12 protein-coding genes are annotated in these 14411 nt (G+C 70.1%); 11 read left to right on the top strand and 1 reads right to left on the bottom strand.

What is annotated here, in order from left to right:
- Positions 1 to 114 precede the first annotated feature (114 nt).
- From hisC to FY549_RS16075, 3 genes are read left to right on the top strand one after another with little or no spacing between them, the layout of a single operon-like run.
- A complete protein-coding gene (gene hisC, locus FY549_RS16085; RefSeq protein ID WP_149085869.1) occupies positions 115 to 1236 on the top strand; it encodes a histidinol-phosphate transaminase in 1122 nt (373 codons plus the stop codon).
- Positions 1233 to 2624, top strand: coding sequence for an amino acid permease (locus FY549_RS16080; RefSeq protein ID WP_149085868.1), 1392 nt, complete (start codon positions 1233 to 1235; stop codon positions 2622 to 2624). Before hisC ends, FY549_RS16080 begins: the two co-directional genes overlap by 4 nt.
- 1 nt (position 2625) lies before the next feature.
- Positions 2626 to 3105 carry an Lrp/AsnC family transcriptional regulator gene (locus FY549_RS16075; protein WP_149085867.1) on the top strand — a complete coding sequence of 160 codons (480 nt, stop codon included), beginning with the start codon at positions 2626 to 2628 and terminating at the stop codon, positions 3103 to 3105.
- Positions 3106 to 3120: 15 nt separating this feature from the next.
- On the opposite strand, the gene FY549_RS16070 is transcribed toward FY549_RS16075, so the two are convergent.
- The gene (locus FY549_RS16070; protein ID WP_149085866.1) at positions 3121 to 4674 is read right to left on the bottom strand and encodes a dolichyl-phosphate-mannose--protein mannosyltransferase; all 1554 of its coding nucleotides are present in this window, start codon (positions 4672 to 4674) and stop codon (positions 3121 to 3123) included.
- A gap of 97 nt (positions 4675 to 4771) precedes the next feature.
- Here FY549_RS16070 and rsmI point away from each other — a divergent pair, with 97 nt between their 5' ends.
- From rsmI to FY549_RS16030, 8 genes are all read left to right on the top strand, one after another.
- On the top strand, positions 4772 to 5593 hold the full coding sequence (gene rsmI / locus FY549_RS16065; protein ID WP_149085865.1) for a 16S rRNA (cytidine(1402)-2'-O)-methyltransferase: 822 nt from the start codon (positions 4772 to 4774) through the stop codon (positions 5591 to 5593).
- Positions 5594 to 5763: 170 nt separating this feature from the next.
- Entirely contained in the window at positions 5764 to 6390 is a 627-nt protein-coding gene (locus FY549_RS16060) for a class I SAM-dependent methyltransferase (RefSeq protein WP_200838831.1), read from the top strand.
- 271 nt (positions 6391 to 6661) lie between these two features.
- The gene (locus FY549_RS16055; protein WP_149085864.1) at positions 6662 to 7762 is read left to right on the top strand and encodes a LacI family DNA-binding transcriptional regulator; all 1101 of its coding nucleotides are present in this window, start codon (positions 6662 to 6664) and stop codon (positions 7760 to 7762) included.
- A 153-nt stretch (positions 7763 to 7915) separates the two neighbouring features.
- Positions 7916 to 9580 carry an ABC transporter substrate-binding protein gene (locus tag FY549_RS16050; protein ID WP_149085863.1) on the top strand — a complete coding sequence of 555 codons (1665 nt, stop codon included), beginning with the start codon at positions 7916 to 7918 and terminating at the stop codon, positions 9578 to 9580.
- A complete protein-coding gene (locus FY549_RS16045; RefSeq protein ID WP_149085862.1) occupies positions 9577 to 10557 on the top strand; it encodes an ABC transporter permease in 981 nt (326 codons plus the stop codon). The genes FY549_RS16050 and FY549_RS16045 overlap by 4 nt, the downstream gene beginning before the upstream one ends.
- A complete protein-coding gene (locus FY549_RS16040; protein WP_149085861.1) occupies positions 10554 to 11468 on the top strand; it encodes an ABC transporter permease in 915 nt (304 codons plus the stop codon). Before FY549_RS16045 ends, FY549_RS16040 begins: the two co-directional genes overlap by 4 nt.
- A 5-nt stretch (positions 11469 to 11473) precedes the next feature.
- On the top strand, positions 11474 to 13174 hold the full coding sequence (locus FY549_RS16035; RefSeq protein WP_149086146.1) for an ABC transporter ATP-binding protein: 1701 nt from the start codon (positions 11474 to 11476) through the stop codon (positions 13172 to 13174).
- Positions 13175 to 13215: 41 nt separating this feature from the next.
- Positions 13216 to 14385 carry a glycoside hydrolase family 1 protein gene (locus tag FY549_RS16030; RefSeq protein WP_149085860.1) on the top strand — a complete coding sequence of 390 codons (1170 nt, stop codon included), beginning with the start codon at positions 13216 to 13218 and terminating at the stop codon, positions 14383 to 14385.
- Positions 14386 to 14411 lie beyond the last annotated feature (26 nt).

The raw sequence follows: 14411 nt of genomic DNA, 5'->3' as shown, positions 1-14411 counted from the left end.
GCTGCCCATCGAGTGCGCGCGATGCGCAGCTTCGGCTGCACGGTTTGCCCAGCGCCCGCCATCCGTTCTAGGGTGACGCGACCCCTCTCGGATCACAGCAAGGATGCTCTGACGATGACTCTTTCCACCCGCGCCGGTCTCGACGCCGTGCCCGCGTATCGGCAGGGGCGCTCCGCCCCGGCCGGTGCCTCCAAGCTCTCCTCGAACGAGTCGCCGCACCCGCCGCTGCCGTCCGTCGTGCGCGCGGTGCAGGATCGGGTCGCCGGCATCCACCGCTACCCCGACATGAGCGCCTCCGCGGTCCGGGAGGCGCTCGCCGCGCGGTACGCCGTAGATCCGGCCCAGGTCACCGTCGGCGCCGGGTCGGTGGAGATCGCAGCCCAGCTCATCCACGCGGTCGCCGGCCAGGGCGATGAGGTCGTGTTCGCATGGCGGTCTTTCGAGGCCTACCCCTCGCTCGTCCGGATCGCCGGCGCGACGCCCGTCGCCGTGCCGCTGAATGCGGATCACGCACACGACCTCGACGCCATGCTCGCGGCGATCACGCCACGCACGCGTCTCGTGTTCGTGTGCAACCCGAACAACCCGACCGGTACCGTCGTCGACGCCGCGGCCCTGGAGCGCTTCGTCTCCGCCGTGCCGCACGACGTCCTCGTCGTCATCGACGAGGCCTATGTGCACTTCGACCGCACGAACAGCCGCGGTGCGGGCATCGAGTTGTTCCGCCGGCACCCCCACGTCGCGGTGCTGCACACGTTCTCCAAGGCCTACGGCCTGGCTGGGCTCCGCATCGGCTACGCGATCGCTCCGACCGAGGTCGCCGAGGCACAGCGCAAGGTGGCCGTGCCGTTCGGGGTCACCGACCTCGCTCAGGCCGCAGCCCTCGCCTCGCTCGCCGCGGAGGACGAGCTCGCCGTCCGCATCGATGAGGTCGTCGCGCAGCGCGATCGGCTGTACACCGTGCTCACCACAGCCGGGTGGCCCGCCGTCCGCTCGCAGGCCAACTTCGTCTGGGTTCCTGCGGGGGAGCGCACCGCCGAGCTCGACGCGCTCCTGCACGCCGGGGGCGTGGTCGCCCGTGCCTTCCCGGGGGAGGGCATCCGCATCTCGTCCGGCTCCGCCGTCGACATCGACCGCGTCGAGGCTGCCCTCGCCGCAGCCTCCGGCCGCGACACCGCGCACGACTCCGACCACGACTCCGACCACGATTCCGACCTGATGGAGGTGGGCGCATGACCACCGAGGTCCCCGTCACGACGACGACCACGAAGGGGCTGCACCCGGGCCTCACCCGCCGCCAGATCTCCATGATGGGGCTCGGCGGGGCGATCGGCGCCGGCCTGTTCGTCGGCTCCGGCCAGGCGATCAGCATCGCCGGCCCGGCCGTGCTCATCTCCTACCTCGTCGCGGGCGGCATCGTCGTGCTCGTGATGGCGATGCTCGCCGAGATGGTCGCAGCTCGCCCGAGCTCCGGTGCCTTCAGCTCCTACGCCCAGAAGGCCATGGGTCGCAGTGCCGGCAGCGCGGTGGGCTGGCTCTACTGGATCCAGCTCATCGTCGTGATCGCCGCCGAGGCGACCGGCGCGGCCGGAATCGTGGCGAACTGGGTTCCGGGCGTCCCCGCGTGGGTGTGGGTGCTCGTGTTCGTGGTGGCCCTCACCGTGGTCAACCTGTTCGGCGTCCGCAACTACGGCAACTTCGAGTTCTGGTTCGCGGCGATCAAGGTCGCCGCGATCATCGCGTTCCTCGTCGTCGGCGTGTGTGCGATCGTCGGGCTCATTCCCGGCGTGCCCGCGACCGGGATCTCGAACCTCGTGGACCAGGGCGGCTTCGCCCCGCACGGGATCACGGGCATCGCGGCGGCGCTCCTCATCGTCGTCTTCGCGTTCGGCGGCACCGAGGTCGTCGCCATCGCTGCGGCCGAGTCGGACGACCCCTCGCGCAACATCCGCCGGATCGTGCGCGAGGTGCTCGTCCGCATCCTCATCTTCTACGTCGGCTCGATCTTCGTCATCGTCGCGGTGCTCCCGTGGGACGACCCCGCCGTGCAGGCCGGTCCGTTCTCGGCCGTCCTCGACACGCTGAACGTGCCGGGAGTCGGCCTCGTCATGGACCTCATCGTGGTGATCGCACTGCTCTCGGCCATGAACGCCAACATCTACGGCGCCTCCCGGATGGCGTACTCGCTGGGAGAACGCGGGCTGGCGCCGCTGTCGGTCACCCGGACGAGCTTCAAGGGCGTGCCGTTCGTCGCCGTCCTCGCCTCCGTGGCCTTCGGCTTCGTCACCGTCGGGCTGAACTGGGCGTTCCCCGACGTCGTGCTCCCGGCTCTGCTCAACGTCGTGGGGTCGACCCTGCTGGTGATCTGGACGGCGACGGCCATCTCGCAGATCGTGCTGCGGCGACGTGCGGACCGTGCAGGCGAGGCGATGCCCATGCGGCTCTGGGGGTTCCCGTGGGTGTCGTGGCTGTGTCTGGTGCTGCTCGCCGCAGTCATCGCGCTCGCGATGATCGACCCGGCCGCGCGCACCCAGCTGCTGCTCACGCTCGGACTCACCGCCGTGCTGCTCGTCGTCGCCCGCCTGACGCGCGGCGTCTCGCGCCCCGGGATCGTCAAGGAGTGACGTGCGGATCGATCGCCTCGACGCCGAGCTGATCCGGTTGCTGACGGAGTCGCCGCAACTGCCGATCCTGGAGTGCGCGCGCCGGCTGGGGGTCGCTCGCGGGACGGCCACCAGCCGCCTCGCGCGGCTGCACGAGGGTGGGGTCATCGAAGCGATCGTGCCCCGCATCGACCCCGGCGGCTTCGGCTACGGTGTCGTGGCGTTCTGCCTCGTCGAGATCGATCAGAAGATCGGACACGACGATGTGGCGAGCGCCCTCGCGGACGCGGTGCCGGAGATCGTCGACATGCACACGGTGACCGGGGCGAGCGACATGCAGCTCCGGCTCGTCGCACGCGACGCGACCCAGCTCCAGGAGGTGTTGGACCGGGTCGCCCTGGTGCCGGGCGTCGCACGGACCGCATCGTCGATCGCCATGCGCACACATCTGTCCGGACGCGTGCTCCCGCTCGTGGAGCACGTGGCCGACGCGACGTCGTAGCCGGGTCGCGGCCGGTCAGACCCACCCGGGAAGCCAGTTGTGCAGGCGCCAGAAGTCGTACGGCACGCTCATCCCGGTCCACAGCGGCAGGAAGAACGCCGAGACGAGGACGACGACGCCGAGGAAGATCAGCACCGTCCGCTCGCCGGACTGACGGCGCGGGAGCGGATCCTCCCGGCGTCCGGCGATGATCCGCAGCGTGACCGTGAGGGCGAGCACGAGGAACGGCATCATCACCACGGTGTAGAACTGGAAGATCGTGCGCTCCGGGAACATCAGCCAGGGCAGGTAGGTCACCGCGAGTCCCACGAGTGGCAGGCTGAGGGCCGGGCCGACGGGCTGTCGCGTGATCCAGCCGCGGACGAGGCGGAAGAGCAGGTAGACGCTGGCCGCGACGCCGCCGTACCAGATGAGCGGGTTGGGGACGGCCGAGATCACGCCGATGCAGTGGTCGACGCCGCAGCCGGTGGGGTCGCTGTCGACCCACACCGCTGTCGGGCGGAGCAGGAAGGGCCACTCCCATGCCGGGCTCGCGTACGGGTGCCCGCGGGTGAGACCCACGTGGAAACCGAGCATCGCCTGGTGATAGTTCCACAGGGCGACGAGAGGGTTCGGATCGCTCCCGCGGTCGTAGCCGTTCGCCGTCACCAGCCACCCGGTCCAGCTCGCGAGGTAGACCGCGAGCGCGGGGAGGACGAGGAGGACGAAGGACACCGGACCCTGGCGGAACACCGCGGAGGCGGGCCAGACGACGACCCCGCCGCGTCGTCGGGCGAGGGCGTCGGTGATGACGACGTAGAGGCCGAAGCCGGCGAGGACGTAGAGCCCCGACCACTTCACCGCCGCGGCCGCCCCGAGCGCGAGGCCGGCGGCGACGAGCCAGGGACGGCGCCACAGGATCGGTCCCCAGAGAGGGTGTTCGTCAGAGGGATTCCGGCGCTCGAGCAGGGGAATCGTGCGCTGGCGATCGACCAGGACGAACAGCACGCCGAGCAGCACGAAGAACGTGAGGATGCCGTCGAGCAGGGCTATCCGGCTCATGACGATGCTGAGGCCGTCGATCGCGAGCAGCGTGCCCGCTACGGTCGCCGCCACGACCGAGCCCGTCAGGCGGCGGGCGATCAGGTAGACCAGCAGCACCGAGGCCGCCCCGAGCAGGGCGGTCGCGAGACGCCAGCCGGCGCTGTTGTCCGGGCCGCCGATGGCCATGCCCAGCGCGATGAGCCACTTCCCGAGCGGCGGGTGCACGATGAACGCGCCCTTGTTCGTCAGCGGAAGCTCCTGCAGGGTGACGAAGGCATCGTTCGCGTTCTCGCCCCACACCCCCTCGTAGCCGAGGGTCCAGAGCGACCAGGCGTCCTTGACGTAGTACGTCTCGTCGAAGGCGAGCTGGTGCGGATGGCCGACGTTGGCCAGCCGCAGCACGGCCGCGAGGGCGGTGACCAGCAACGGGGCCAGCCAGCCGATCGCCCGACCCCAGTCCGGATCGTGCAGGACGCGGTCGCGCAGCCGTCCGTAGCGTGTGAGCCGCTCCTCGGGAGCGGGCAGCAGGGGCTCGGGCGCGGTCACCGCTCCAGCCTAGACACACTCGGCGTTGCGCTCCCGGTGCGCCGGCTCCCATCCCGCCTCGACGCTCCCGCTCCGGGCCCACGCCTAAGCTGGGCGGGTGATCATCCTCGCCGCGACCCCGATCGGAAACCTCGGCGATGCGTCGCGGCGTCTCGTGGAGGTGCTGGAGAACGCGGAGATCGTCGTCGCGGAGGACACCCGCACCACGCAGCGACTGTTGCAGGCCCTGAAGATCGAGAATCGGCCGCGCCTGATCGCGTTGCACGACCACAACGAGAAGCAGAAGGCGGGCGAGCTCGCCGCGCTCGCCGCGGACACCGACCTCGTGGTCCTCAGCGATGCGGGAATGCCGACCGTGAGCGACCCCGGATACGGTCTCGTCGCCGAGGCCGTGGCGCAGGGGGTCACGGTGACGGCGATCCCGGGCCCCAGCGCAGTGCTCATGGCCCTCGCGATCTCGGGACTGCCGACGGACCGCTTCACGTTCGAGGGGTTCCTTCCGCGGAAGCCGGGGGAGCGCCGAGCGACCCTCTCCGCCCTCGCCGCCGAGCCCCGCACGATGGTGTTCTTCGAGTCGCCCTCGCGCCTGGCGACGACCCTGACCGACATGGGGGCCGCCTTCGGTGCGGATCGCCGGATCGCCGTGTGCCGGGAGCTCACGAAGCTGTACGAGGAGGTCCGTCGCGGCACCGCATCCGATCTCGCCGCCTGGGCCGCGGACGGGGTCAAGGGCGAGATCGTGGTGGTCGTCGAGGGGGCGCCGCGGCGGGAGGCCTCCCCGGAGGACGCCCTGGCCCAGGTGCAGGCCCTCGTCGCGGACGGCACCCGGCTGAAGGATGCGGCTTCCGAGGTCGCGGCCCAGACGGGCTTGTCCTCCCGGGACCTCTATCAAGCCGCCCTGGCCGCCCGGTCGCGATGACCTCCGTCGCGGATTCGCACTCGGGTCGCAGGGGTCCCGGGGAGGGCTGCGACGGGGGCCCGGATCTGCGACGTCTGGCCGGGACGGGTTCCGTCGCTGATTCGCACTCGGGTCGCAGGGATTCCGGGGAGGGCTGCGACGGGGGCCCGGATCCGCGACGTCCGGCCAGCGTGGGTTCCGTCGCGCGGGCCTACGACGAGAGGGCCGCGGAGTACCGGGAGGTCGCGGGCGCCCTGGGCCAGATGGATCCACGCGACCGGGAACTCATCCGACGGTGGCGAGACGAGACCCCGGGGCGGCTGCTCGACGCGGGATGCGGTCCCGGTCATTGGACGGCCTTCCTCCACGGGGACGGCGGTGTGGGGCTCGGGACCCGGCACGAGGTCGAGGGGATCGACCTCTCCGTCGCTTTCATCGATGGGGCGAGGGCGACGTATCCGCACCTCCGCTTCCACCACGGCTCATTCCGTACGCTGCCGCACGCATCGGGCACCGTCGGCGGTGTCCTCGCGTGGTACTCCGTGATCCACACGCCTCCGGTCGAGCTCCCGGAGGTGCTCGGCGAGTTCGCGCGGGTCCTTGCTCCCGGCGGCGATCTGCTCCTCGGCTACTTCGTCGGCGAGCCTCGCGTCGCCTTCGCCCATGCCGTCGCTCCTGCGTATTTCTGGACCGCGGAGGCCCTGTCTCCGCTCCTGGCCGCTGCCGGCCTCGAGCTGCAGTGGTCCGAGACCCGCGAGCGCGAGCCGGGCGAGATCAGCTCCCGCCCTCACGGTGCTCTCCGCGCCCGTCGCTCCTGACCCGCCGCCCGCGCGGTCGCAGATCCGCACCGTGTCGCAGGATCCTGCGAGCTCTCTGCGATACCGACGTGAATCTGCGCCCGCACGCGGGAGGGGAAGGGGGCAAGGGGAGGGATAGGGGGAACGGGAGTCTGGGGAGACTGTCCTACGCTGACAGGACCAGGACCAGGACCAGGACCGGGACCAGAACCAGGTCCCGAACGAGAACCAGGCCCAGAACCAGAACCAGAACCCGGGCCAGAACCAGAACCGCGACCGAAAGGAGCCGCCCGTGAGCAAGGCCGCGACCGTGTACGACGTCGCCGCCCGCGCCGGCGTATCGATCGCGACCGTGTCGCGCGTGCTGCGCTCGCCGGAGGCCGTCCGTCCGGTGACCCGCGAGCGGGTGCTCGACGCGGTCTCCGCGCTGGGCTACGTCCCGAGCGGCAGCGCCCGGGGGCTCGCCGAGCGCCGGACGGGAGTGCTCGGGCTGTACTTCCCCGGCTTCGACGCAGCGGAGGACGCTCCGCCGCTCGACGTGCTGTCGGCCGCAGCCCGCCCGCCGTTCACCGTGGTGTCCGAGGAGGACGAGGCGGGGACGGGACACTCCTCGATGCTGTTCCTCGACGAGGTCCTCCGCGGCGCCGAGCTGGAGGCGTGGAAGCAAGGCTTCGTGCTCATGGTGGGTGTCGGTCGCGACGACCCCGATCGCTCGACCGTCCGCGACATGGCCGGCCGGGTGGACGGGCTCATGGTGCTCGCGCGCAGCGTGCCGGACGAGGTGCTCGCCCGACTGGGGCGGCGCATCCCGGTGGTCGTGCTGTCCGGACCGTCGCGGGGCGATGCCTACGACCATGTCACGGTGAGCAACGCCGAGGCGATGGGGGAGCTCACCCGCCATGTGCTGTCGCAGGTCGGGGACGGGGAGATCGTCTTCCTCGCCGGGCCGGCCGACTCGCCAGACGCGGAGCAGCGGTGGGACGGTGTGTCGACCGCGCTCGCCGCGGCGGGTCGTGATCGGGCAGCGGTGCGCGTGCTGCGGGGCGACTTCACGAGAGCCTCCGGGCGTCGGGCAGGGGAGGAGCTCGCTCGCCAGGGGGTGCCCGCCGCGCTGATCGCCGCCAATGACCAGATGGCGCTCGGCGCCATGGACGTGTTCCGCAGTGCCGGGGTGCGGGTGCCGGACGACGTGCTCGTCACCGGGTTCGACGGCATCGAGGCCGCGACCCTGGCCTCGCCGCCGTTGACCACGATCCGTCAGCCGATGATCGACCTGGGACGCGCCGCCGTGCAGGTTCTGGCCCGCCGACTGGAGCAGCCGGAGGCTCCGCCGCGCACCACGCGCCTCCCTCTCCAGATCCTGCTCCGGCAGAGCTCCACCCGCCCGTCCTGAGCGGCGACGGTCCGCCGCCCGAGACGGGGACCGCACGGCGCGGGGGTTGCCGACTGAAAATGTATGCGCTTACAATCGAGGGACGGCTCCGGCCGGCAGGACTCCCCACTCCCCGGGGCGCCCTTCATGACAGAGACGACATGAGGTCATCCAGTGGCAGAGACGCACACCTTCCGACGCTGGCGCCGCGCCGCCGTCGTGGGGCTCGCGGCGGCAGCGGTCGCGCTCAGCGGCTGCAGCATCCAGATCAGTTCGCAGCCCGACCCGTCGATCGGCGACGACACGATGCTCATCAACGCCGACAAGGGCAATCCGTTCTTCACGCAGAACTTCAACCCCTACCTCACGAACACCCGGACGGCTTCCCGGTGGATCTACGAGCCGCTCATCCTCGTGAATCCGCTCGATGGCGAGCTCACACCCTGGCTGGCCTCCGCATGGACGCAGCCCGACGCCCGCACGATCGTCATGACGGTCCGCGATGACGTGGAATGGAGCGACGGCGAAGCCCTCACGCCGGAGGACGTCGCCTTCACGTTCCAGCTCATCAAGGACGAGCCCTCGCTCGACATCAAGGGCGCGTGGCAGCACATCGACCGCATCGAGGTCGAGGGCGACGATGTGATCTTCCACCTGCAGGGGGAGGACGCCCCGTCGCTCTCGATCATCGGGCAGACCATGATCGTCCCCGAGCACCTGTGGGCCGACGTGAAGGACCCGGCCACCTGGCGGAACGAGGAGCCGGTCGGCAGCGGCCCGTTCGTGCTCGGCAACTACAACGACCAGCAGTATTCGATGGACCGCAACCCGGACTACTGGCAAGCGGACAAGATCGAGATCGAGCACATCATCCTGCCCGCCACGAACACCCAGCTCGACACCGTGACCCGCGGCTACGACTGGGCGTACTCGTTCATCTCCGACGTCGAGGGCACGTGGGGCGCGGCGAGTCCCGACAACACCTGGTGGTTCCCGCCGGGCGGCGTCATCTCGCTCGTGCCGAATCTCGAGGTCGCCCCGTTCGACGACGTGAACGTCCGCCGCGGGATCGCCCTCGCGCTCGACCGGGAGGAGATCGCGGAGACCGCCTCGGAGGGGTACATGGAACCCGCCGGGCAGACCGGGCTCATCCTGCCCAACCAGGAGCAGTACCTCGACCCGGAGATCCCGGATCAGGGCATGCTCGCGCAGGACCGCGACGCCGCGCTCGCGGCGTTCGCCGAGTCGGGCTACACGCTCCAGGGCGACCAGCTCGTCGGCCAGGACGGGAAGCAGCTCGCCTTCTCGCTGACCACCGCCAACGGGTTCTCGGACTGGACCCGCGCGGCCCAGACCGTGCAGCGCCAGCTCGCGGACGTCGGGGTCAAGGTGTCGCTCAAGCTCCCGCAGCCCGCGGGCTACCAGAGCGCGATCGGCACCGGCGACTTCGAGATGGCCATCGGCGGCATGGGCAACGGTGACGTCTACCAGGCGTACAACAGCCTGCTCTCCAGCGACTTCTACGTGCCGGCGGGGGAGGTCACGACCAACAACTTCCAGCGCTACCGTTCTGCGGAGGCCGACGCCCTCCTGGAGGAGTACCGGGCGACCATCGACCCCGAGCGGCAGACCGAGATCGTGCACGAGCTGCAGAGCATCGTCTATGAGGAGATGCCGGTGATCGGCATGTACTACGGCGGGATCTGGGGCCTGTTCAACGACGCGAAGTTCACCGGCTGGCCCTCCGCGGACGATCCGTACATGATCCCGCAGAACTACGATTCGGCACCGCTGATGATCTTCACGCACCTGAAACGAGCGGACGGGGGAGACCGGTGAAGTACGTCCTCCAGAAGATCGGCCTGTTCCTGCTCACCCTGTGGGCGGCGATCACCCTGAACTTCTTCCTCCCGCGACTGATGCCCGGCTCGCCCGCCGACGCCGCGATCGCCAAGCTCTCCCAGAACGGCCCGGTCTCGGACGCCACCCGTGCCGCGATCGAAGCGCAGCTCGGCGTGCCGACCGGCTCGGTGTGGGACCAGTACGTGGCGTACCTCGGCCAGGTCGTGAGGCTCGACTTCGGCGTCTCGTACACGTTCTATCCGCAGACCGTGTCGAGCATGGTCTCCACCGCGCTGCCGTACACGCTCGGTCTCGTCGGGATCGTCACGATCCTCGCGTTCGTCATCGGCACGCTGATCGGAGTGATGGCCGCGTGGCGACGCGGGACCTGGCTGGACTCGCTACCCACGCTGACCGGGTCGTTCCTCAGCACGTTCCCGTACTTCTGGACGGCGCTGCTGCTGCTGTTCTTCCTCGGCTACGTGCTGCACTGGTTCCCGACCACCGGCGCCTACTCGGCGACGACCACCCCGGGGTTCACCTGGGACTTCATCGTCGACCTCGTCCGGCACGCGTTCCTCCCGGCCCTGACGATCCTGCTCACCTCGCTCGGCGGCTGGATCATCGGCATGCGCAACGCGATGATCAACACTCTCGGCGAGGACTACATCACCTTCGGCGAGGCGAACGGCCTCCGCGGCCGCACCATCGCGCTCCGCTACGCCGCCCGCAACGCGATCCTGCCCAACCTCACCGGCTTTGGGCTCACGCTCGGCGGCGTGGTGGGCGGTTCCATCCTCGTCGAGCAGGTGTTCGGCTACCCCGGCATCGGCTACCTGCTGTTCAACGCCGTGATCGGGCAGGACTACCCGCTCATGCAGGCGCTCTTCCTGATGATCACCGTGAGCGTGCTCATCGCCAACTTCCTCGTGGACATCCTCTACGGGGTTCTCGACCCGAGGACTCGCCGATGACTACCACCATGAACGTCAAAGTCCCCACCGACCGCATCGCGGCACCCAGCCCCTGGCGCGCCTTCGGCCGTATGGTCGGCACCCTGTGGTCGAACGGCAAGGCCCGCATCGGCCTCTGCCTCCTCGCGTTCTTCGTGCTCGTCGCCGTGTTCGCCCCGCTCCTGGCCCCGTACGGACCGAAGGAGAACGGATTCCCGCGCAATGCCGACGCTTCGTGGGAGCACTGGCTCGGCACGACCGCCGCGGGGGAGGACGTGCTCAGCCAGCTCATCTACGGCGCGCAGGTCAGCCTGCTCGTGGGATTCGCGGCCGGGCTCCTCTCCACGATCGTGGCCGTGCTGATCGGTCTGAGCTGGGGGTACATGCGCGGCTTCGCGGGCGAGGTCGTCGGATTCATCGTGAACCTCTTCCTCGTGATCCCCGGTCTGCCGCTGATGATCGTGATCGCCGCCTACCTGCAGAACGGCGGCATCCTCATGATCATCGCCGTGATCGTCGTGACCGGTTGGGCCTGGGGTGCGCGCGTGCTGCGCAGCCAGACCCAATCCCTCCGTGGCAACGACTTCGTCACCTCGGCCCAGTTCTCCGGCGACAGCAGGGCTCGCATCGTCTTCCGCGAGATCCTGCCGAACATGACCTCGATCATCGCCGGCACCCTCTTCGGGGCGGCGACGGCGGCGATCCTCGCCGAGGCGGGCCTGGAGTTCCTCGGTCTCGGCGACTCGAGCATCGTCTCCTGGGGCACGATGCTCTACTGGGCGCAGAACTCGAACTCCCTGCTCACGGGCCAGTGGTTGCTGTTGTTCGCGCCCGGTCTGTGCATCGCGCTGCTCGCGCTCAGCCTCACACTCATCAACTTCGGCGTGGACGGCATCTCCAATCCGCGCCTCCGCGAAGGGAAGGGCCGATGAGCGCCATGGAGCACGACGACATCCTCCTCGACGTCCAGTCGCTGTCCGTGGAGTACGCCTCCCCGGGGCAGGAGCCGGTGCCGGCCGTGCGCGACGTGTCGTTCGCGCTCCGGCGCGGCGAGTTCGTCGGGCTCGTCGGCGAGTCCGGCTCAGGTAAGTCCACGTTGGGCTTCGCGCTCACGCGGCTGCAGAAGCCGCCGGCTCGCATCAGCGGCGGACGCATCCTGTTCGACGGCCGCGACATCCGCGAGCTCGACGCGGAAGAGCTGCGGCGCCAGCGGCAGGGCGGCTTCGCGATGGTGCTGCAGTCCGGCATGAACGCCCTCAACCCGGTGCGCACGGTGGGCAACCACTTCCGTGACATCTTCGCCGCGCACGGCCACGTGCCGGCGGAGCATCGCCAGGCCCGCGCACGCGAGCTCGTCGGCAAAGTGGGGTTGAAGCCGCAGGTGCTCGACCGGTATCCCGGGGAGCTGTCCGGCGGCATGCGACAGCGCGCCTCGATCGCCCTCGCCCTCTCGCTCGAACCCCAGCTGATGGTGTTCGACGAGCCCACCACAGCCCTCGACGTGCTCGTCCAGCACGCGGTCATGGACACGATCCAGGAGCTGCAGCGGTCGGAGCACTTCACCGCGATCCTCATCAGCCACGACCTGGGCATCGTCCTCGAGGCGACCGACCGGGTGATGGTGATGCACGAGGGGCGCATCGTGGAGGACGCGCCGAGCCAGGACATCCTGCACCGTCCGCAGGACGAGTACACCCGGATGCTGCTCAGCCACTACGCCGACCCGCGGGCCGAGAAGATCGAGATCCCCGGGTTCGTCGACCTCGGCACTCGGCGTCGGGAGGGCCGCAGCCGCACGGACGTCACCGAGACCCTGCCGACCGTGTCGCCGCGGGACGCCCGCCGGGCCGATGCCGCGATCGTCGTGGACCGCGTGACCAAGCGCTATCCGGCACCGCGCCGCGGTCAGGACCCCGTCGTCGCGGTCGACGACGTGTCCTTCCGCCTCGAGCCGGGAGAGGCGCTGGCCTTGGTCGGCGCCTCCGGCTCGGGCAAGTCGACCATCGCGAAGATGCTCACCGGGGTCGAGAAGCCGACCTCCGGAAGCATCCGCTTCGGCGACACCGACGTCGCGTCCTTGAAGCGGCGCGGACTCCGCGACCTCCGCAAGGACGTGCAGATGGTGTTCCAGGACCCGTATGCGGCCCTGAACCCGCTGCACACCGTCGAATACGCCCTCACCCGCCCGGTCGTGAACTACACGCGGCTGCGCGGTGCCGAGGCCAGGGCCCGCGTCCTCGAGCTGCTGGAGACGGTGGGTCTGACGCCCGTCGAGCAGTTCGCGGCCAAGCTGCCGCACCAGCTCTCCGGCGGGCAGCGGCAGCGCGTGGTGATCGCCAGGGCGCTCGCGAGCGACCCGCAGGTGCTCATCGCGGACGAGCCGGTGTCGATGCTCGACGTCTCGCTCCGCGCCGGTGTGCTCGCGCTGCTGGAGGACCTTCGCGAACGGTGGGGCATCAGCATGCTCTACATCACCCACGATCTACTGAGCGCGCGTCTGGTCACCGAGAACATCCTCGTGCTCAACAGCGGCCGCGTCGTCGAGCGGGGCGAGACCTCCCAGGTGCTGCAGCATCCGGAGGACCCGTACACGGTCGAGCTCCTCGACGCCGTGCCGAACCCGGCCCGCGCCCGCTGACGCGCGCCGAACGACTGCAAGAAAGAGAGAGGAGCGCATCCGTGCTCGCATTCCCCGACGGCTTCCTCTGGGGCGCCGCGACCGCCGCCCATCAGGTGGAGGGCAACAACACCACGAGCAACTGGTGGGCGATGGAACACGCCCCCGACTCGCCCATGGTCGAGCCCTCCGGTGACGCCGCCGACCACTTCCACCGCTACCCGGAGGACATGCGCCTGCTCGCCGAGGCGGGGCTGAACTCCTACCGCTTCTCGGTCGAGTGGGCGCGGATCGAGCCCGAACGCGGCTTCATCTCCCGGGCGATGCTCGACCACTATCGCCGCATGATCGACACCGCCAGGGAGAACGGGCTGGACCCGACGGTCACCCTCATGCACTTCACGGTGCCGCAGTGGTTCCAGAAGGACGGCTTCTGGCGTGCGGACGACGCGGTCGACCTGTTCTCCCGCTACGTCGAGACCGTGCTGCCGATCCTCGACGGCGTGCGCTACGTGTGCACGATCAACGAGCCGAACATCGCGGCGATGCTCGCCGGGGGAGAGGACGCGGCGAACCTCGTCGCCTACGGCCTGCCGAACCCGGACCTCGGCGTCGCGGACACCCTGCTGACGGCCCACCGGCGCGCGTCCGAGATCCTGCACACGGTACCGGGCGTACAGGCGGGCTGGACGATCGCGACCCAGGCGTTCCACTCCACCGGCGAGCCCGGCGCGGACGAGATGCTCGCCGCGTACGGCGACCCGCGCGACCACTGGTACCTGGAGCAGTCCGCCGGCGACGACTTCGTCGGCGTGCAGGCCTATACCCGCACCTTCATCGGCCCGGAAGGACCGCTTCCCGTGTCGCCGGATGTGGAGACGACGCTTACCGGCTGGGAGTTCTTCCCCGAGGCCCTCGAGCTGGGCGTGCGCAGCGCGTGGGAGCGCAGCGGCGGTGTTCCGGTGCTCGTCACGGAGAACGGCATCGCGACGGCCGACGACACCCGGCGCATCGCCTACACGCAGGGAGCGCTGGAGGGGCTGCATCGCGCCATCAGCGACGGCATCGAGGTCCGCGCCTACCAGCACTGGAGCGCGCTGGACAACTACGAATGGGCGAGTGGCTTCCGGCCGACCTTCGGTCTCATCGGCTTCGACCACGAGACCTTCGAGCGGTTCCCGAAGCCCTCGCTGGCCTGGCTCGGCGAGGTCGCCCGCCGCAATGGCCTCTGACGGGCCGCGCGGCGTAACCACGGGCA

Origin of the sequence: Microbacterium sp. 1S1 (assembly GCF_008271365.1) — a bacterium.
Taxonomy (GTDB): domain Bacteria; phylum Actinomycetota; class Actinomycetes; order Actinomycetales; family Microbacteriaceae; genus Microbacterium.
Note: the sequence above shows the minus strand (reverse complement) of the source record. Positions and strands in the feature narration are given on the sequence as shown.